Below are 18232 nucleotides of genomic sequence, written 5' to 3' on the forward strand. Positions count from 1 at the left end.
CTCAAAGCTGAAAGCTTTACTGAACCCCCAGCCTAGCTGGGGGTTTTCTATAGACAAAAAAAACCGGGATTCACCCGGTTTTTAGCAGCGTCATTGAATTACGGTTTTGCGACAAAACCGATCGCTTCATATACCGCTTTCAGGGTGACGGAAGCGCGGGCACTGGCCTTTTCAGCCCCTTCCTTCATCACTTTCTGCAGGAATGCTTCATCATTGCGGTAGCGGTGATAACGCTCCTGCAGTTCAGTCAGCATACCGGAAACCGCGTCCGCCACTTCACCCTTCAGATGGCCGTACATTTTGCCTTCGAAGTGTTGTTCCAGCTCAGGGATACTCTGGCCGGTTACGGCAGAGAGGATATCCAGCAGGTTAGAAACACCGGCTTTATTCTGGATGTCGTAACGCACCACTGGCGGCTCGTCGGAGTCGGTCATCGCACGTTTGATTTTCTTCACAACAGATTTCGGGTCTTCCAGCAGGCCGATCACGTTGTTACGGTTGTCGTCCGACTTAGACATCTTTTTCGTCGGCTCCAGCAGCGACATCACGCGTGCACCGGATTTCGGAATGAACGGCTCTGGCACTTTGAAGATATCGCCGTAGATGGCGTTAAAACGCTGGGCGATGTCGCGGCTCAGCTCCAGGTGCTGTTTTTGATCTTCACCGACCGGAACCTGATTGGTTTGGTACAGCAGAATGTCAGCCGCCATCAGAACCGGATAATCAAAAAGACCGGCGTTAATGTTCTCTGCGTAACGCGCTGATTTATCTTTGAACTGCGTCATACGGCTCAGTTCGCCGAAATAGGTGTAGCAGTTCAATGCCCAACCCAGTTGCGCATGTTCCGGAACGTGGGACTGAACGAAAATGGTGCTTTTCTCAGGATCGATACCGCACGCAAGGTAGAGCGCCAGCGTATCCAGCGTCGCTTTACGCAACTGCTGCGCATCCTGACGCACGGTGATGGCATGCTGGTCAACGATGCAGTAGATGCAGTGGAAATCATCTTGCATGTTCACCCACTGACGCAGCGCACCCATGTAGTTGCCAATGGTCAATTCACCTGAGGGCTGTGCGCCACTAAAAACGATGGGCTTAGTCATTTTTCAATTCCTGATTTTCGCTTTGCAAAAGCCCGAGAGCGGGCAGAAGGTCATTAATACTGTCGTAAACAACGTCAGGCTGGCTAAGGTCAATCGCTTCACCGTAGTTATAGCCATACGTCAGTCCCACAGACGGACAGCCTGCGGCAGCCGCTGCCTGAATATCATTTCGTGAATCGCCCACGAAAAGCATTTGCTCAGGCGCAATACCCATGCGGCTTGCGACGAGCAGTAGCGGGTCCGGATGCGGTTTTTTGTTCTGCACGTCGTCACCACCGATGACCACGCTAAAATATTTGGCGATATCCAGCGCTTCCAGCAGAGGCGCAACAAATGGCGTCGGCTTGTTGGTGACCAGACCTAACGGTAACCCGTTGGCATGTAATGCACCCAGCGTATCCGCAACGTTGGGGAACAGGAAAGTCCCCTCTTCTGCCACATCCGCATAATAACGGTCGAACAGCTTACGCAAAATACGCACCTGTTCTTCAGCAGGGATATCGTCATCAACAGGCGGTTTGCCCATTGTCTTACGCTGCATTGCCCGCTCCTGGCGAGACCAGGTCAGTGCGCGTTCCATCAGAACATCTGCGCCGTTACCAATCCAGGTAATAACGCGCTCTTCACCTGCCGTCGGCAGTTCCAGCGCATACAACGCCATATCTACCGCAGCGGTTAATCCCGGTGCGCTGTCGACCAGCGTCCCGTCGAGGTCAAATGCAACGCCCCGAATATTCTGCAATTTATCCATGACTTACCTTCGCCAGTTCACGGCGCATTTCATCTATCACTTTTTTGTAGTCTGGCTGGTCGAAGATGGCAGAGCCAGCCACAAACATATCCGCGCCAGCCGACGCGATTTCACCGATGTTGTCCACCTTGACGCCGCCATCCACTTCCAGACGGATGTCGTAGCCGGATTCATCGATACGACGACGCACTTCACGCAGCTTCTCCAGCGTCTGTGGAATGAAGGACTGACCGCCGAATCCCGGGTTAACGGACATCAACAGGATCACATCCAGCTTGTCCATCACGTAGTCCAGATAGCTGAGCGGCGTAGCCGGGTTGAAGACCAGGCCGGCTTTGCAACCATGCTCTTTTATCAGTTGCAGGGTACGGTCTACGTGTTCGGAAGCTTCCGGATGAAAAGTAATGATGTTGGCACCTGCGGCGGCGAAATCCGGCACAATGCGATCAACCGGCTTCACCATCAGATGTACGTCAATAGGCGCTGTAATACCGTATTTACGCAGGGATTTCAGCACCATCGGTCCGATCGTCAGATTCGGCACATAGTGGTTATCCATGACATCAAAATGCACGACATCAGCACCGGCAGTCAGTGCTTTCGCGGTGTCCTCACCCAGGCGAGCAAAATCAGCCGACAGAATTGAGGGGGCAATCAAATACTGTTTCATCCGCTTCTCCTTGAGAATTATTTTTTCGCGGGCGAAACGACTCCTGGTTGGTACAGAGCCAGCAGTTCGTCCACCTTTTTTCGTGTGCCGCCGTTGCTGCTTATACTGCGCCGCACTTTAACCTGAAAATGTTTCGCCGCTTTATACCACTCACGGGTATCGGGCGTGTCATGGTTCGAAATTAACACTGGGATCCGCTTACTGACCAGCTTTTCTGCCATCTCTGCCAGATGCGCCTGCTCTCTGGGGCTGAAGCTGTTGGTATGATAAGCGGTAAAATTCGCCGTCGCAGAAAGCGGCGCATAAGGCGGATCACAATAGACCACTGAGTCTGCATCCGCACGATCCATGCACTCTTCATATGAAAGGCAATGAAACTCTGCATTTTTCGCTTTGTCGGCAAAGTGATACAACTCCGCTTCCGGGAAGTAGGGCTTCTTATAACGGCCAAACGGCACGTTAAATTCCCCGCGCAGGTTATAGCGGCACAGTCCGTTATAGCCAAAACGGTTCAGATACAAAAACAGTACCGCACGGCGGAACGGATCCTGACAAGCGTTGAATTCCTCGCGGAACTGATAGTAAACCTCAGCCTGATTTGTCTCAGGGGTAAACAGCTCACGGGAAGCCTGCACATACTCATCGGCACGTGACTTCACGATGTTATAGAGGCTTATGAGGTCGCTGTTGATATCGGCGAGGATATAACGAGAAAAGTCGGTGTTGAGAAACACCGACCCGGCACCCACGAAGGGTTCAACCAGACACTCACCCGGTGGCAAATGCCGTTTAATATCATCAAGCAGGGGGTATTTCCCCCCTGCCCACTTCAAAAAAGCGCGATTTTTTTTCATGCTGACTAACTAATTACACCTTCTCCGGCTGTGGAGAAAGCTCCGACAGCATCCTGCGCTTTAATAACATTACTTCAGATCGGCCTGAACCTGATGCAACGGTTTTGCCCACGGGTTTTTCGCCTGCACATCGGCTGGCAGTGTAGACACCGCACGTTTCGCATCGTCTTTCGAGGCATACACGCCCGTGACCAGAACATACCACGGTTGACCGTTACGCGTCGTCTGATACACCACAAAGTTTTTCAGGTTCTCTTTCTTCGCCCAACTGTTCAGGTTGTCGTAGTTAGAGGAGCTGCTGAGCTGCAGGGTGTAATGACTACCCGGCGCAGATTTTAACGAGCCGACGTTACCTGCACTTTTCCCACCAGCGGCGGTTGTTGTCGCAGCAGCCGTCGGTGCAGTTTGCGTAGGTTGTGCTGTTTGAGCAGGTGCGGACGTCGTGCTGGCTGTTGCTTTCGGGGCAACCGTTGTAGCCGGTGCAGATGTTACTGCAGGGGCTTTCGTCGTTGTCGCCGGAGCAGTGGTTTTCGCCTGCGCGACAGGTTTCGGTTCAGTGGCCGTCGCTTTCACCGTAGTCTGCGATTTCTTCGGCTCGATCACTGCCTGTTTGCGTTCCGGACGCGTAGTGGTGGTACGAGCTGCAGGTTCGGTCGTCTCCTGACGCGTCGCATTGCCGTTACGAATTGGCGCAACTGTCGCCGGTTCAGTCGGCAGAGTGGAGTTAACCACCACATTGTTAACCTGGCTCTGGTTTTGCGGCTGCGAGAGCGCATTGTTCAGGTCGCCCTGAACTTCAACACGTTGCTGGCCTTCAGTCGTTGCAGGCGCTTGACCTTCGGTCGGCGTGGACGAAATTGGCGGCAAGGAGACATCTTGCGGTGCATTACCGGCGGTTTGCTCAGCAGATGTTGCACCCGGCGCAGGCTGGGTTGCATTCGCTTGATCGGCGGTATTGCCAGAAAGATCGATACTCTTCTCGCCAGAAGCGGTTTGCTCGCTTGAAGAGGAGGTTGAAGGAGCCTTCAGCGCAGAGCCGATTCCGATAATCAACAGCAGCAGCACAAGAACCCCAACACCCATCATCATGTACTGACGGGAAGCCGGTTTACTGACCGCTTTTTTGCGCTTGCGCGGACGACGCTCTACACGCTCTTCATCATCCACCGCATCATCATCGGATTCGTAATCTTCTTCAGGCTCGACATCCTGCTCCTCATTGCGGTCTTTACGCGCACGTGTCGGGCGATGATCGTCCGCATCCAGATCGACATCATCAAAGTTGATCTGCGGCTCACCACGTTCAGAAGATTGACGAGAACGACCAGTACGACGATCGCTGGGATCGGGTTTCAGCTCGTCTTCTGGTTTGAATTCATCCATTTAACACCCCACTCAAAGGTTAATGCTTACAACGTTGCAGTTAACCTGAAGCTAAAAGACCCAATAATTGCGGTCTGACCTTTCTTGTTGTTACGCCTGCTGGCAATCAGCAATCGCGCTAAGAACCACTTCGTGCGACACTCCGCCGCGGACTTCACTCTTCCCTATTGCCAGCGGGAGAATTAAACGCATTTCGCCCGCCAACACTTTTTTATCACGCAGCATGTGCGGCAGATACGCCTGAGCGGACATCTCGCGAGGCCCTTTAACAGGTAATCCAGCCCGCGCAAGCAACGCAATAATGCGCTGTGTATCAGTTGCACTAAACTGACCCAGACGTTCTGAGGTACGCGCAGCCATCACCATACCTGCTGCGACGGCTTCACCGTGTAACCAATTGCCATAACCCATTTCGGCTTCGATGGCATGACCAAACGTATGCCCCAGATTCAGTAAAGCACGTAAGCCCATTTCGCGCTCGTCTGCAGCAACAACTTCTGCTTTCAGCTCACAACAACGGCGAATACAGTACGCCATCGCCGCGCCATCCAGATGCAACAACGCATCCAGATTTTCCTCCAGCCAGCTGAAGAACGCCCCATCCAAAATGATGCCGTATTTGATGACTTCCGCCAGACCCGACGCCAATTCACGCGCGGGAAGCGTTTTCAGACAGTCGAGATCCACCACCACGGAAGCAGGCTGATAGAACGCGCCAATCATGTTTTTACCGAGGGGATGGTTTACAGCGGTTTTGCCGCCAACGGAGGAGTCAACTTGCGACAGCAGGGTCGTTGGAACCTGGATAAAACGGACGCCGCGCTGATAGCTCGCCGCAGCAAAACCGGTCAGATCGCCAATCACGCCGCCACCAAGGGCTACAAGCGTGGTATCGCGACCGTGCGGTTTTTGCAGCAGAGCCGTAAAGACCGTATCAAGCACCGTCAGGCTTTTATACTGCTCGCCATCGGGAAGAATAACGCTATCAACGTTAACACCCGCCTGTTCAAGTACGCCGCGAATCTTATCAAGATAAAGAGGAGCCAGAGTTTCGTTGGTGACCAACATAACCTGCTCGCCCGATTTCAGCGGTAAGAATGAAGCTGGTTCGTTAAACAAACCAGCCGCGATGGTGATAGGGTAACTACGTTCCCCGAGAGTGACTGTAATCCTCTCCATGACGCGACATCCACCTTAATGACTTGTACCCGCAGGCAAGTGTGTATTAAGCCAGAATCAGTTGCTTTCCAGCATATGAATAATCTGGTTTGCTACGACTTTGGCGCTCTGATCGTCGGTACGAATGGTCACGTCGGCAATCTCTTCATACAGAGGATTGCGTTCGTCGGCCAACGCTTCCAGAACTTCACGAGGCGGAGCTTCGACCTGCAACAGCGGACGTTTTTTATCGCGCTGCGTACGCGCAAGTTGTTTTTCGATCGTCGTTTCAAGATAGACCACGACGCCACGCGCGGAGAGACGATTACGGGTTTCACGTGATTTTACAGAGCCACCGCCGGTTGCCAGCACAATACCCTGTTTTTCCGTCAACTCGTTGATGACCTTCTCTTCACGATCGCGGAAGCCGTCTTCACCTTCTACATCGAAGACCCAGCCCACATCAGCTCCGGTTCGTTTCTCAATCTCTTGATCAGAATCGTAAAATTCCATATTGAGTTGTTGAGCTAACTGGCGCCCAATAGTGCTTTTTCCGGCACCCATAGGCCCAACCAGAAAGATATTGCGTTTCTCTGCCATTTTTTCGGTACTACTAAGACTATTCGTTAATGATAAACCCGCTTCGCAGATACCCAGCGCAGCAGGACATGAACTGAAACCTCATAAGATATTGCGAGAGTCAGGCTGAAAATTATCTCAATACTCAAGCTGGTTTGGCAACTGAATAAATTACCAAACCCCGTGCATTTCCGGTCGCGGCAAACCAGCAGTCTCATAAACACCGAACCCAGCGACGCATCGCGAAGTCAGATAACACGAAACCAGCCAACTATTTTGCCGCTTGAAAGGCGAAGAGTAATCACGGGTGCGTAAGCAACGAAAAGTACTGACTCTCAAATCGGTACTCCTTGTATGCTAAATACACCCCCACGTCAAATCCCTGAAACGTGTTCAGCGTAAAAACAACGGTATTTTATGCATAAATCACTCTGTCGATACCAGCCTGGGTGTAATGAACACCACCAGTTCACGTCGTTCATCTTCTTTACCATCGTGGCTAAAAAAATGGCCAAGCCAGGGAATATCCCCTAGCAATGGGACACTATCCTTGCCTGATTTTTTCTTTTGAGAAAAAATACCGCCCAGCGCCAACGTTTCACCGTTTTTCACCTCAACCTGGGTTTCGATCTCCTGTTTATCGATGGCCAGCACTTCGCCATCGGCCTGTTGCAACACCTGCCCGGGCATATTCTGACTAATGCGTAGCTTCAAACGAATGCGCCCTTTCTGTAACACTGTCGGTGTCACCTCCATCCCCAACACCGCTTCTTTAAATTCCACAGAAGTCGCGCCGCTTTCACCGCTGGAAACCTGATAGGGGATCTCACTCCCCTGCTTGATACTTGCCGGTTGTAAATGCGAAGCGAGCAGGCGTGGGCTGGCGATAATGTCGAGTTGCTGCTTTTGCTCCAGCGCCGAAAGCTCCAGATCCAACAGTCGCCCATTAATGCGTCCGATGTTAAACCCAACGCGCGTCGTCGCCGTGGCAACGGAGAGATCGGTGGTCATCGTGGTCACATCTCCCACGCCTCCAGCCTGCTGGGCATCCGCAAGCGTCCATTTAACGCCCAGCTCACGTAAACTCTTTTCGTTAATGGTGACAATATGCGCCGCCAGCTCAACCTGTGCGACAGGCAAATCCATCTGTTCCACCCATTTCTCTAACGTGGTCAACGCAACCGTGTTATCGCGAAGCAATAACCTGTTGGTACGCTTATCCACCGTGATGCTGCCTTTTGTACTCAGCAGTTTTTCACCGACTTTCGCCAACTCTGTCGCATCGGCGTATTGCAGAGGAATATTGCGGTTTTCCAGTGGCATTGTTGCCTGCTGCTGCGCCCGTTCAGCCTCCTGACGCGCCATCATTTCTTGCTGCCTGGCCGCCGTCTGAACATGCAAAATCACCCCTTCCTGGCGTAACACTAGCCCGGCGCTTTTCGCTACGGTTTGCAACGCCAGCGCCCACGGAACCTCCGTCAGATGGAGTGACACCGATCCACTCACGTCCGGCGAGATCACCATATTTTTCTGCTCCTGTTCTGCAAGCGCCTGCAACACCTGAGCCACCGGAACGTCATCCACCATTAGCGTTACGTTTTGCGCTTTTCCCGCTTGCGCTGTCTGCATGACGGTCATCAGCGCGGCGGCCATCCATAGTTTCATCCCTTTCTCCTTGTCGTTGCCACTGCCACTGTGATGGCTCACAGTTTTCCCCAAGTTCGAGCGTCAACGTTTGTGTTGTCAGTTGGGAAATTCGCCACCCGTTATCCAGTGGCTCGAGAGGCTCCACCCGGTGCCATTTCTGCTGACTGTCTTTGACAATGCCGATCAGTTTTCCCCCCTGACTTACCGCCCCCTGAAAGCGCCATTGCAAGAGTTCACTCGTCTTGCAACGGTCTTCTGGTGGTTTGAAAGGATCACGCATACCCGTCAGCGTCACCAGAGAAAGGCAAACCAACAGCCAGCGTTTACTCCTCATTCAGACGCTCCAGTTCCAACGTCAGCAATAACGCTGACTTTTCCACGTTCAGTGAAAACCGACGTACGCTCATCCCACATGCCGCCAGTCGAACAAAGACGTCAGGAATCGCCTCCCAGATCGAGGTCAATGCCATCTCGCCGCCTTCTGCAGAAGGCAACCAGTGAACAAGACGACGATGTGACGTCTGAAAATCCAGCGGAGAAAAAGGAAGAAGCTTTTCATCTGGAGCAATGCGGGCCTCACCGACCGATGCCATCTGTCGGTACTGTGATCTCCACTGCTGTTGCACGGTTGCCCGCTGCTGAACTAATGCTTCTCGCTGTACGCGAAGCGCTGGCCCGCCCAAATAAAACAGGCATATAAAGAGCAGGCTCCCCAGACAGACGTTCCCGGCACTCCAGCAGAGAATTCGGGTTCGGGGCGCTAGCACGCACCAGGCATCAAAGAGAGCGTTCATGCAACACACTCTTTTTTAACTGATAGTGAAACTGCCAGCGTCCCTGAGCATCCTGTCGTGTTGCTCCAGTGTTGCTTAACTCGAACATCGGCAGATGACGTAACATCGCTTCCAGCGCACGTAACGCGGAAAAGGTCAGCGCGTTTCCTTCCAGCTCAAGCGTCTCCTGTTGGTAAGCCATGCGGGTGAACCACGCCTGCTCAGGCATCTGATGCGAAATCACGTCCAGTACCGACTGCCAACAACACATCTGGGCGCGCCGCATTTGTCGTTGCCACACCTGCTGGCGCTGTTGGTGCTGTTGTTCCAGACCCCGCTTTCTCGTCGCCAGCGCGGCGGCCCGTGTTTGCTCGGCTTCCAGCAGAACCACGTTGGTTCTGGCATCCTGCCCTGTAACACTGCAAACACTCAGTGCAATAACGGTGAATAACAGCAGCGAACCGCCGAACAAAACAGCCCAACATCGCAGACACGCCATCCGTCGCGAGCGACGCCAGGGCATAAAATTGATCGCTGGGCTCATCAACGCATCTCCCCCATTGCAAGGCCGAGGGAGATTGCAAAAGCATGCCCCTGCGGCGGAATGGGGGGCTGGCGTACGGACACGGCTTCCCAGGGTTCAAAACCGTCTGCGCCACACATCACCAATGTGTCGGGAGGCATTGACAAGGCGGCGGCGAGAGCCTCAAGGCTGCAAATCTCTTCGGCGGTTTTACGCCCCCATGCATAGCGTGTCGCCCACAACCACTGCACGTCATCACGCCATACCAGACACTGCTGTCCCGACGCTAAATACGGAATAAATCGTTGTAACGCACAGGCATCAGGCGTGACAGCAGTCACCCGCACCTTTAGCGTTTGCATAAGTGTCAGTAACGTCGAGACCTCCTTGCTTTGCGCAGCCGTCACAGTGAACGACGAACTTAACGTATCCTCGCTATAGTCAAAACGTAGGGAGTCAGGGTCCATGTCCAAATCACGCGCCATCGAACCGGTTAACCACGCTGTCTGCTCTCGTTCCCGCAGCGCCATTGCCGGGCGCGGAAAGCTTCTTTGCAGTGTTCTGCTGGAGGGAAATGAGAGGTGGATGGCGTGCTGATGAGGAAGCTCCCGGCTCCACGGTTGAAGTGTCGCGGCAAGCTGTTCAGGATTGCAAATGTAACCCTCTTTGAGGACGAGCTGGTCGAGCGGCATACGCCACCAGCGTTGTAAAAGCCAGCCCGATGCGCTGCGAACAACAGCAACTGCCAGTACCTCCTGCGGTTGAATATGAAGGCCTATTTGCCAGAACCGGAAAGCCATAGCTGATGATCTCCTTATCACCCGTCACTCTAACGGGTATATCAATGCGTCTGGCTTGCCTTTATACTACCGCGCGTTTGTTTATAAACTGCCCAAATGACACTAAATGGGAAATCTCCAGTGAAGTTCGTAAAGTATTTATTGATCCTTGCAGTATGTTGCATCCTGCTGGGAGCAGGCTCGATTTATGGTCTCTATCGCTATATCGAGCCGCAACTACCTGACGTCGCGACGTTAAAAGACGTACGTTTGCAGATTCCGATGCAGGTTTATAGCGCGGAGGGCGAACTGATCGCGCAGTATGGCGAGAAACGTCGAATCCCGGTCACACTCAACCAAATGCCGCCCGTCATGGTGAAAGCCTTCATCGCCACAGAAGACAGCCGCTTTTACGAGCACCACGGTGTGGACCCTGTCGGGATCTTCCGTGCGGCAAGCGTAGCGCTGTTCTCTGGTCATGCGTCGCAAGGGGCGAGTACCATTACTCAACAGTTGGCGAGAAACTTCTTCCTCAGTCCGGAACGGACGCTAATGCGTAAAATTAAGGAAGTGTTCCTTGCTATCCGCATTGAGCAACTCCTGAGCAAAGATGAGATCCTCGAACTCTATCTGAACAAAATTTACCTCGGTTACCGTGCCTACGGTGTGGGTGCCGCAGCGCAGGTCTATTTTGGTAAAACCGTTGACCAGCTCAGCCTGAGTGAAATGGCGGTCATTGCCGGTCTGCCAAAAGCCCCTTCTACGTTTAACCCGCTTTATTCGATGGATCGCGCGACAGCGCGACGTAACGTGGTTCTGTCCCGTATGTTGAGCGAAGGGTATATCACCCAGAATCAGTACGATCAGGCGCGTAACGAAGCGATTGATGCAAATTACCACGCACCGGAAATCGCGTTTTCTGCCCCCTATTTGTCAGAAATGGTGCGTCAGGAAATGTACAACCGGTACGGTGAAAATGCCTATGAAGATGGCTATCGCATTTACACCACCATCACCCGCAAAGTCCAACAGGCAGCTCAACAAGCTGTTCGCAATAACGTGCTGGACTACGACATGCGCCACGGCTATCGCGGCCCGGCAAATGTCTTGTGGAAAGTAGGGGAAACCGCCTGGGACAGCAAAAAAATTACCGACACGCTGAAAGCGCTGCCAACCTACGGACCATTGCTCCCGGCCGCGATCACCAGCGCTACCCCGCAAGAAGCCACAGCAACACTGGCGGACGGTACGTCGGTATCACTGCGTATGGAAGGCGTTCGTTGGGCGCGCCCGTACCGCTCAGATACACAGCAGGGCCCCACACCGCGTAAAGTGACCGATGCCGTACAAGCCGGTCAGCAAGTCTGGGTTCGTCAGGTAGGCGATGCCTGGTGGCTGGCACAAGTGCCGGATGTTAACTCTGCCCTGGTTTCCATTAACCCGCAAAACGGTGCGGTAATGGCGCTGGTCGGTGGTTTTGACTTCAACCAAAGCAAATTTAACCGTGCCACCCAGGCGCTGCGTCAGGTGGGTTCGAATATCAAGCCGTTCCTCTATACCGCCGCGATGGATAAAGGTTTAACCCTGGCGAGCATGTTGAACGACGTCCCCATTTCACGCTGGGATGCCGGGGCCGGTTCTGACTGGCGCCCCAAAAACTCACCGCCGCAGTACGCCGGTCCGATCCGTTTACGTCAGGGTCTCGGTCAATCGAAGAACGTGGTCATGGTACGTGCTATGCGCGCAATGGGTGTCGATTACGCAGCAGAGTATCTGCAACGTTTTGGCTTCCCGGCGCAAAACATCGTGCATACCGAATCGCTGGCGCTGGGTTCCGCATCCTTCACACCGATGCAGGTCGCGCGGGGCTATGCCGTGATGGCAAACGGCGGCTTCCTGGTCGATCCCTGGTTCATCAGTAAGATTGAAACCGACCAGGGCGGCGTCATATTTGAAGCGAAGCCGAAAATTGCCTGCCCGGAGTGTGATATCCCGGTCATTTATGGCGATACGCAAAAATCGAACGTCCTGGAGAACAGTAACGTCGAAGATGTCGCCGTTTCTCAGGAGCAGCAAAACGCCACCGTGCCAATGCCACAGCTTGAGCAGGCCAATCAGGCGTTAGTTGCCCAAAGCGGTACACAGGAGTATGCCCCGCACGTGATTAACACACCGCTGGCATTCCTGATAAAAAGTGCGCTGAACACCAATATCTTCGGTGAACCCGGCTGGATGGGCACTGGTTGGCGAGCGGGGCGCGACCTGCAACGTCGGGACATCGGCGGTAAAACCGGTACCACCAACAGCTCGAAAGATGCATGGTTCTCTGGATACGGCCCCGGCGTCGTAACATCGGTGTGGATTGGTTTTGACGATCACCGCCGTGACCTGGGTCGCACGACGGCGTCCGGTGCGATCAAAGATCAGATCTCCGGCTATGAAGGCGGAGCGAAGAGTGCGCAACCGGCATGGGATGCTTTTATGAAGTCCGTTCTGGAAGGCGTACCTGAGCAACCGCTAACGCCGCCGCCAGGGATTGTGACGGTCAATATCGATCGCAATACGGGTCAACTGGCCAACGGCGGTAACAGTCGCGAAGAGTATTTCATCGAAGGCACCCAGCCAACACAGCACGCGGTGCATGAGGTGGGAACCACCATTATCGATAATGGTGAGTCGCAGGAACTGTTCTGATCAAAAAAAGGCGCTTCGGCGCCTTTTTTGTTTTTGCTGCATTGCGCTGCCCGATGGCAGTCTACAGTCGTCCCTGCCCTTTCAACCACTCGCGCACCAAAAACAGAGCGCTCACGTTACGCGCCTCATTAAAGTCCGGCTCTTCCAGCAGATCCATCAAATGCGCCAGCGGCCAGCGTACCTGCGGCAGAGGTTCTGGCTCGTCGCCTTCCAGCGATTCCGGATAGAGACCTTCAGCCACCACGATGTTCATTTTGCTTGAAAAGTAGGAAGGCGCCATACTCAGTTTCTTTAAAAACGTCAGATCCTGCGCACCAAAGCCAACCTCTTCTTTTAATTCGCGGTTCGCGGCCTCAAACACATTCTCTCCGGGATCGATAAGCCCTTTGGAAAACCCCAGTTCATAGGACTCCGTTCCCACCGCATATTCACGGATAAGAATCAGGTGACCGTCAACGATAGGCACAATCATTACCGCTTCGCGGGTGGACGGACGCATACGCTCATAGACACGCCGGACGCCATTGCTGAACTCAAGGTCCACGCTTTCAACGTTGAACAGACGCGATTGTGCGACAGTTTCCACTTTCAAAATGGTGGGTTTTTGTAATGATTTGCTCATCGTGAGAGTCTTTGCAGTGAAATCTGGTGCCATTGTGCGATATGCAGCACGGTTTCGGCAATGTGAATTGCCATTTATTTACATTTATGCAACGCACCTAAAATTAATTCTTATTTCAAATTAAAAGTCAATAGGTTGAAATAACTCCAGGAATTTGCTGATATTCCGCATTTGGTGGTTTTGCTATGATTTGCATTCAATGGGATGCGCTTAAAAATGCTCAAGTTCAACTCCACACTTGCCGATAGCCAACCACAAAATCACGTTTATTGGACAGGGTGCGACTGACCACGCCTGACAGACTTAGTAAGATGGGGAAAGCATGAGCACCATTCTGATTTTTTTAGCTGCTTTGCTGGCCTGCTGTCTACTGGCAGGATGGCTATTCAGGACACGAGCCAGGCGGCGAAACCTGCCCTGGATCAATGCCTTTCCGGGGGCAGCAACGCGTAAGCTGACGCCGGAAGAGCGCAGCGCCGTTGAGAACTATCTCGACAATCTCAGCCAAATCCAACAGGTGCCAGGCCCCACGGGCGCCAGCGCCGCGCCTGTGTCACTCACACTCAATGCTGAGAGCAACAACGTAATTGTTCTGACCCATTCGATTACGCGTTACGGCATTACCACCGACGATCCCAATAAATGGCGATACTATCTCGATTCGGTTGAGGTTCATCTGCCTCCTTTCTGGGAACAGTACATCAATGACGAAAATAACGTTGAACTGATCCATACCGATAAGCTGCCTTTGGTTATCTCACTAAACGGTCACACGCTGCAGGAATACATGCAAGAGACGCGTGGCTATGCGTTGCAGCACACCGCGTCTACTCAGGCATCGATCCGCGGTGAAGAGAGTGAACAAATTGAACTGCTGAACATTCGCCAGGAAACGCATGAGGAATATGCGTTGGGCCGTCCGGCGGGTCTGCGTGAGGCATTGCTGATTGTCGCTTCTTTCCTGCTGTTTTTCTTCTGCCTGATAACGCCAGATGTCTTTGTTCCGTGGATGGTTGGCGGCGCTATTTTGTTGTCGGCCGCGGGTCTCTGGGGATTGCTTGCCCCTCCCTCTAAAACCGCATTACGGGAAATCCACTGTCTAAGAGGCACCCCGCGTCGCTGGGGGCTGTTTGGTGAAAACAACCAGGAGCAAATCAACAATATCTCACTGGGGATCATTGACCTGATTTATCCGGCTCACTGGCAGCCTTACATCGCGCAAGATCTCGGTCAGCAAACCGATATCGATATTTATCTGGATCGCCACGTTGTACGCCAGGGCCGCTTTTTATCCCTGCATGACGAAGTCAAAAACTTCCCGCTACAGCACTGGTTGCGCAGTATGGTCATCTCCGGCGGTTCCCTGCTGGTGCTGCTGATGCTGCTGTTCTGGATCCCGTTGGATATGCCCATCAAATTCACGCTGTCGTGGATGAAGGGTGCCCAAACCATTGAAGCCACCAGTGTGAAAAAGCTTGAAGAGGCCGAAGTTCGCGTCGGGGATACTCTGCATTTGAGCGGTAAAGGCATGTGCAATATTCATACGCCAGGAAGCTGGACCGCGCAGCCTGGCTCCCCGTTCATGCCTTTTGATTGCTCGCAAATTATCTGGAATGACGCCAGGGCCCTGCCACTGCCGGAGTCCGAGCTCGTCAATAAAGCGACGGCGCTAAACCTAGCCATCAGCCGACAATTGCACCCCAAACCCGAAGATGATTCGCGTGTCAGCGCCTCGTTACGCTCGGCGATTCAAAAATCTGGCATGGTATTATTGGATGACTTCGGTGACATTGTGCTGAAAACGGCTGACCTGTGCTCCGCTGAAGATGAATGTGTACGCCTGAAAAATGCCCTGGTGAACCTCGGTAATAGCAAAGACTGGAATGCGCTGGTTAAGCGCGCTAATGCCGGTAAGCTCAATGGCGTCAATGTTCTGTTGCGCCCCGTCAGCGCGGAGTCGCTGGATAATCTGGTGACTACCTCAACCGCGCCGTTTATTTCGCGTGAAACCGCGCGTGCAGCCCAGTCGCTAAACAGCCCCGCGCCGGGGGGATTCCTGATCATCAGTGACGAAGGTAGCGATCTGGTTGACCAGATTTACCCCGCCGTTTCACTGTATGACTATCCGGCTCAGGAGCAATGGGGAGCATTTCAGCGGTTAGCCCAAATGCTCATGCAAACGCCGTTTACCGCTGAAGGGATTGTCACCCGTATTTATACCGACGCCAACGGAACGCAGCACATCAGCCTGCACCGTATTCCAGACCGTTCAGGACTGTGGCGCTACCTCGGTACAACGCTATTGATGCTGACCATGCTGGGCAGCGCAATATACAACGGCATACAGGCGTTCAGACGCTATCAGCGTAATCGCACCCGTTTGACTGAAATTCAGCAATACTACGAAAGCTGCCTGAATCCGAAACTGATCGCTTCCCCTGAAAGCCTCATCTGATAACACGCCCGTGCGACAGGGTATGCTACCCTGTCGCGCACATTGCTTCACTCAGGAGAGAACCCATGCACATTGATATCGCCTGGCAGGACGTGGATACCGTTTTGCTGGATATGGACGGCACGCTGCTTGATCTCGCATTCGATAACTATTTCTGGCAAAAACTGGTGCCGGAAACCTACGGCGCGCAGCACGGTATCTCTCCGCAAGAAGCCCAGGAATTTATTCGCCAGCAGTATCAAGACGTACAGCATACGTTAAACTGGTACTGTCTGGATTACTGGAGCGAACGGCTGGGGATGGATATCTGCGCCATGACGACAGAACAAGGGCCGCGCGCTATTTTACGCGATGATACCGTTCCGTTTTTGGATGCGTTAAAAGCAAGCGGTAAACGCCGTATTTTGCTCACCAATGCGCACCCACACAATCTGGCAGTGAAGCTGGAGCATACCGGTCTGGCCTCACACCTTGATTTATTACTTTCTACCCACACATTTGGTTATCCCAAAGAGGATCAGCGGTTATGGCACGCTGTGGCTGAAGAGACGGGAATGAACGCGGAGAAAACGTTGTTTATCGACGACAGCGAGCCGATTCTTGACGCCGCCGCCCAATTTGGCATTCGTTACTGCCTCGGCGTGACCAATCCCGACTCCGGCATCGCGGAAAAGCAGTATACTCGCCATCCGTCACTGAATGACTACCGCCGATTGATCCCCTCGCTGATGTGAAGGAGTCGCCATGAAAGAGAAGCCCTCTGTTGAGGTCAGGCTGGATAAATGGCTATGGGCTGCCCGTTTTTATAAGACCCGTGCCATCGCTCGTGAAATGGTGGAAGGCGGTAAGGTGCATTACAACGGGCAGCGCAGTAAACCGAGCAAAATTGTCGAGCTGAATGCCACCCTGACACTGCGCCAGGGTAATGACGAGCGAACGGTCATTATCAAAGCGATTACTGAGCAACGTCGCCCGGCAAGCGAAGCCGCCGCACTGTATGAAGAGACGGTGGAAAGCGTAGAAAAACGCGAAAAAGTCGCGCTGGCACGTAAGCTTAATGCGTTGACCATGCCGCACCCGGACAGGCGCCCGGATAAAAAAGAACGCCGCGACCTGTTACGATTTAAACACGGCGACAGTGAGTGACTGTCACCTGCAAGAGAGATGATTATGCCGCAACATGACCAATTACACCGTTATCTGTTTGAAAACTTTGCCGTACGCGGCGAACTGGTGACCGTATCGGAAACCCTGCAACAGATCCTCGAGAATCACAGTTATCCGCAGCCAGTGAAAACCGTGCTGGCCGAACTGCTGGTTGCTACCAGCCTGCTTACCGCCACGTTGAAATTTGCGGGGGATATCACCGTGCAACTGCAGGGTGACGGCCCGATGAACCTGGCGGTGATCAACGGAAACAACAACCAACAGATGCGTGGCGTCGCCCGCGTTCAGGGCGACATTCCTGAAAATGCGGATCTGAAAACGCTGGTCGGCAACGGTTATCTGGTCATTACCATCACGCCAGAAGAAGGTGAACGCTACCAGGGCGTCGTGGGTCTGGAAGGTGACACGCTGGCGGCATGCCTGGAAGACTATTTCCAGCGCTCTGAGCAGTTACCCACACGCCTGTTTATTCGCACGGGCGACATCGAGGGTAAACCGGCCGCAGGGGGCATGCTGCTGCAGGTGATGCCAGCCCAGAATGCTCAGACGGATGATTTTAATCATCTGGCGACGCTGACGGAAACCATCAAAACGGAAGAGCTGCTGACGCTGCCTGCGACCGAAATACTGTGGCGTCTGTATCACGAAGAAGAGGTCACGCTCTACGATCCGCAGGATGTTGAGTTTAAATGCACCTGTTCGCGTGAACGTTGTGCGGGCGCGCTGAAAACACTGCCGGATGAAGAAGTCGACAGCATCCTGGCTGAAGAAGGCGAGATCGATATGCACTGCGATTATTGCGGTAGCCACTATCTGTTCAACGCGATGGATATTGCTGAGATCCGCAGCAACGCCTCTCCAGCCGATCCGCAAGTGCATTAATCGCGTATAAAACGCCGGATGGCGACGCGACAGAGCCTTTTAAAGGCCGGGTGTGCAGTAACGCCGCCCGGCATTCCTCACATTTTTCCCGCTACGTCTCACTTTTTATTTCGACGTGAATCGATAATTTAAATTTTGTTGTTACGTAATTTTCTTCCATGAATGCGATTACAGTCACAATATTCCCGCCAA

At 53.2% G+C, this 18232-nt stretch carries 18 protein-coding genes; 5 read left to right on the forward strand and 13 right to left on the reverse strand.

The window, feature by feature from the left end:
• Window positions 1-98: 98 nt before the first annotated feature.
• The 12 genes from trpS to CJP72_RS09035 form a co-directional block, all read right to left on the reverse strand.
• On the reverse strand, window positions 99-1103 hold the full coding sequence (trpS, locus tag CJP72_RS08980) for a tryptophan--tRNA ligase (protein ID WP_162380528.1): 1005 nt from the start codon (window positions 1101-1103) through the stop codon (window positions 99-101).
• Complete coding sequence (gene gph / locus CJP72_RS08985; RefSeq protein ID WP_162380529.1) at window positions 1096-1854, reverse strand: phosphoglycolate phosphatase; 759 nt, start codon at window positions 1852-1854, stop codon at window positions 1096-1098. Before gph ends, trpS begins: the two co-directional genes overlap by 8 nt.
• On the reverse strand, window positions 1847-2524 hold the full coding sequence (rpe, locus tag CJP72_RS08990) for a ribulose-phosphate 3-epimerase (RefSeq protein ID WP_162380530.1): 678 nt from the start codon (window positions 2522-2524) through the stop codon (window positions 1847-1849). Before rpe ends, gph begins: the two co-directional genes overlap by 8 nt.
• A 17-nt stretch (window positions 2525-2541) precedes the next feature.
• A complete protein-coding gene (gene dam, locus CJP72_RS08995) occupies window positions 2542-3378 on the reverse strand; it encodes an adenine-specific DNA-methyltransferase (RefSeq protein ID WP_162380531.1) in 837 nt (278 codons plus the stop codon).
• A 69-nt stretch (window positions 3379-3447) separates the two neighbouring features.
• Window positions 3448-4761 carry a cell division protein DamX gene (damX, locus tag CJP72_RS09000; RefSeq protein ID WP_162380532.1) on the reverse strand — a complete coding sequence of 438 codons (1314 nt, stop codon included), beginning with the start codon at window positions 4759-4761 and terminating at the stop codon, window positions 3448-3450.
• A gap of 90 nt (window positions 4762-4851) precedes the next feature.
• Window positions 4852-5940 carry a 3-dehydroquinate synthase gene (gene aroB / locus CJP72_RS09005; protein ID WP_162380533.1) on the reverse strand — a complete coding sequence of 363 codons (1089 nt, stop codon included), beginning with the start codon at window positions 5938-5940 and terminating at the stop codon, window positions 4852-4854.
• 57 nt (window positions 5941-5997) lie between these two features.
• On the reverse strand, window positions 5998-6519 hold the full coding sequence (aroK, locus tag CJP72_RS09010; protein WP_042322869.1) for a shikimate kinase AroK: 522 nt from the start codon (window positions 6517-6519) through the stop codon (window positions 5998-6000).
• A 405-nt stretch (window positions 6520-6924) separates the two neighbouring features.
• On the reverse strand, window positions 6925-8163 hold the full coding sequence (gene hofQ / locus CJP72_RS09015; protein WP_162380534.1) for a DNA uptake porin HofQ: 1239 nt from the start codon (window positions 8161-8163) through the stop codon (window positions 6925-6927).
• Window positions 8075-8479, reverse strand: a complete 405-nt coding sequence (locus CJP72_RS09020; protein WP_162380535.1) for a HofP DNA utilization family protein — start codon at window positions 8477-8479, stop codon at window positions 8075-8077. The genes hofQ and CJP72_RS09020 overlap by 89 nt, the downstream gene beginning before the upstream one ends.
• Window positions 8469-8939, reverse strand: a complete 471-nt coding sequence (locus tag CJP72_RS09025) for a HofO family protein (RefSeq protein ID WP_162380536.1) — start codon at window positions 8937-8939, stop codon at window positions 8469-8471. Before CJP72_RS09025 ends, CJP72_RS09020 begins: the two co-directional genes overlap by 11 nt.
• A complete protein-coding gene (locus CJP72_RS09030; protein ID WP_162380537.1) occupies window positions 8923-9462 on the reverse strand; it encodes a PilN domain-containing protein in 540 nt (179 codons plus the stop codon). The genes CJP72_RS09025 and CJP72_RS09030 overlap by 17 nt, the downstream gene beginning before the upstream one ends.
• Window positions 9462-10241, reverse strand: a complete 780-nt coding sequence (locus CJP72_RS09035) for a DNA utilization protein HofM (RefSeq protein WP_162380538.1) — start codon at window positions 10239-10241, stop codon at window positions 9462-9464. Before CJP72_RS09035 ends, CJP72_RS09030 begins: the two co-directional genes overlap by 1 nt.
• Window positions 10242-10361: 120 nt before the next feature.
• Here CJP72_RS09035 and mrcA point away from each other — a divergent pair, with 120 nt between their 5' ends.
• Window positions 10362-12914 carry a peptidoglycan glycosyltransferase/peptidoglycan DD-transpeptidase MrcA gene (gene mrcA, locus CJP72_RS09040; RefSeq protein ID WP_162380539.1) on the forward strand — a complete coding sequence of 851 codons (2553 nt, stop codon included), beginning with the start codon at window positions 10362-10364 and terminating at the stop codon, window positions 12912-12914.
• A 61-nt stretch (window positions 12915-12975) separates the two neighbouring features.
• On the opposite strand, the gene nudE is transcribed toward mrcA, so the two are convergent.
• On the reverse strand, window positions 12976-13536 hold the full coding sequence (gene nudE, locus CJP72_RS09045) for an ADP compounds hydrolase NudE (protein WP_162380540.1): 561 nt from the start codon (window positions 13534-13536) through the stop codon (window positions 12976-12978).
• Window positions 13537-13858: 322 nt separating this feature from the next.
• On the opposite strand from nudE, the gene igaA reads away from it, so the two are divergent.
• The 4 genes from igaA (at window position 13859) to hslO (ending at window position 18040) form a co-directional block, all read left to right on the forward strand.
• Window positions 13859-15991 (forward strand): intracellular growth attenuator protein IgaA, encoded by a 2133-nt coding sequence (igaA, locus tag CJP72_RS09050; protein WP_162380541.1) that lies wholly within the window; start codon window positions 13859-13861, stop codon window positions 15989-15991.
• Window positions 15992-16056: 65 nt separating this feature from the next.
• Entirely contained in the window at window positions 16057-16725 is a 669-nt protein-coding gene (gene yrfG, locus CJP72_RS09055) for a GMP/IMP nucleotidase (protein WP_162380542.1), read from the forward strand.
• A gap of 10 nt (window positions 16726-16735) precedes the next feature.
• Window positions 16736-17137, forward strand: coding sequence for a ribosome-associated heat shock protein Hsp15 (hslR, locus tag CJP72_RS09060; RefSeq protein WP_162380543.1), 402 nt, complete (start codon window positions 16736-16738; stop codon window positions 17135-17137).
• A 24-nt stretch (window positions 17138-17161) separates the two neighbouring features.
• Entirely contained in the window at window positions 17162-18040 is an 879-nt protein-coding gene (gene hslO, locus CJP72_RS09065) for an Hsp33 family molecular chaperone HslO (protein ID WP_162380544.1), read from the forward strand.
• Window positions 18041-18232: the final 192 nt, after the last annotated feature.

The sequence above is a fragment of the Citrobacter sp. NCU1 genome, from assembly GCF_010231475.1.
Lineage (GTDB): Bacteria > Pseudomonadota > Gammaproteobacteria > Enterobacterales > Enterobacteriaceae > Citrobacter_D.

Bases quoted from the DNA above. Each gene is read 5' to 3' on its own strand.
- trpS (WP_162380528.1), bottom strand. From the start codon at position 1,103: ATGACTAAGCCCATCGTTTTTAGTGGCGCACAGCCCTCAGGTGAATTG.
- gph (WP_162380529.1), bottom strand. From the start codon at position 1,854: ATGGATAAATTGCAGAATATTCGGGGCGTTGCATTTGACCTCGACGGG.
- rpe (WP_162380530.1), bottom strand. From the start codon at position 2,524: ATGAAACAGTATTTGATTGCCCCCTCAATTCTGTCGGCTGATTTTGCT.
- dam (WP_162380531.1), bottom strand. From the start codon at position 3,378: ATGAAAAAAAATCGCGCTTTTTTGAAGTGGGCAGGGGGGAAATACCCC.
- damX (WP_162380532.1), bottom strand. From the start codon at position 4,761: ATGGATGAATTCAAACCAGAAGACGAGCTGAAACCCGATCCCAGCGAT.
- aroB (WP_162380533.1), bottom strand. From the start codon at position 5,940: ATGGAGAGGATTACAGTCACTCTCGGGGAACGTAGTTACCCTATCACC.
- aroK (WP_042322869.1), bottom strand. From the start codon at position 6,519: ATGGCAGAGAAACGCAATATCTTTCTGGTTGGGCCTATGGGTGCCGGA.
- hofQ (WP_162380534.1), bottom strand. From the start codon at position 8,163: ATGAAACTATGGATGGCCGCCGCGCTGATGACCGTCATGCAGACAGCG.
- CJP72_RS09020 (WP_162380535.1), bottom strand. From the start codon at position 8,479: ATGAGGAGTAAACGCTGGCTGTTGGTTTGCCTTTCTCTGGTGACGCTG.
- CJP72_RS09025 (WP_162380536.1), bottom strand. From the start codon at position 8,939: ATGAACGCTCTCTTTGATGCCTGGTGCGTGCTAGCGCCCCGAACCCGA.
- CJP72_RS09030 (WP_162380537.1), bottom strand. From the start codon at position 9,462: ATGAGCCCAGCGATCAATTTTATGCCCTGGCGTCGCTCGCGACGGATG.
- CJP72_RS09035 (WP_162380538.1), bottom strand. From the start codon at position 10,241: ATGGCTTTCCGGTTCTGGCAAATAGGCCTTCATATTCAACCGCAGGAG.
- nudE (WP_162380540.1), bottom strand. From the start codon at position 13,536: ATGAGCAAATCATTACAAAAACCCACCATTTTGAAAGTGGAAACTGTC.
- igaA (WP_162380541.1), top strand. From the start codon at position 13,859: ATGAGCACCATTCTGATTTTTTTAGCTGCTTTGCTGGCCTGCTGTCTA.
- yrfG (WP_162380542.1), top strand. From the start codon at position 16,057: ATGCACATTGATATCGCCTGGCAGGACGTGGATACCGTTTTGCTGGAT.
- hslR (WP_162380543.1), top strand. From the start codon at position 16,736: ATGAAAGAGAAGCCCTCTGTTGAGGTCAGGCTGGATAAATGGCTATGG.
- hslO (WP_162380544.1), top strand. From the start codon at position 17,162: ATGCCGCAACATGACCAATTACACCGTTATCTGTTTGAAAACTTTGCC.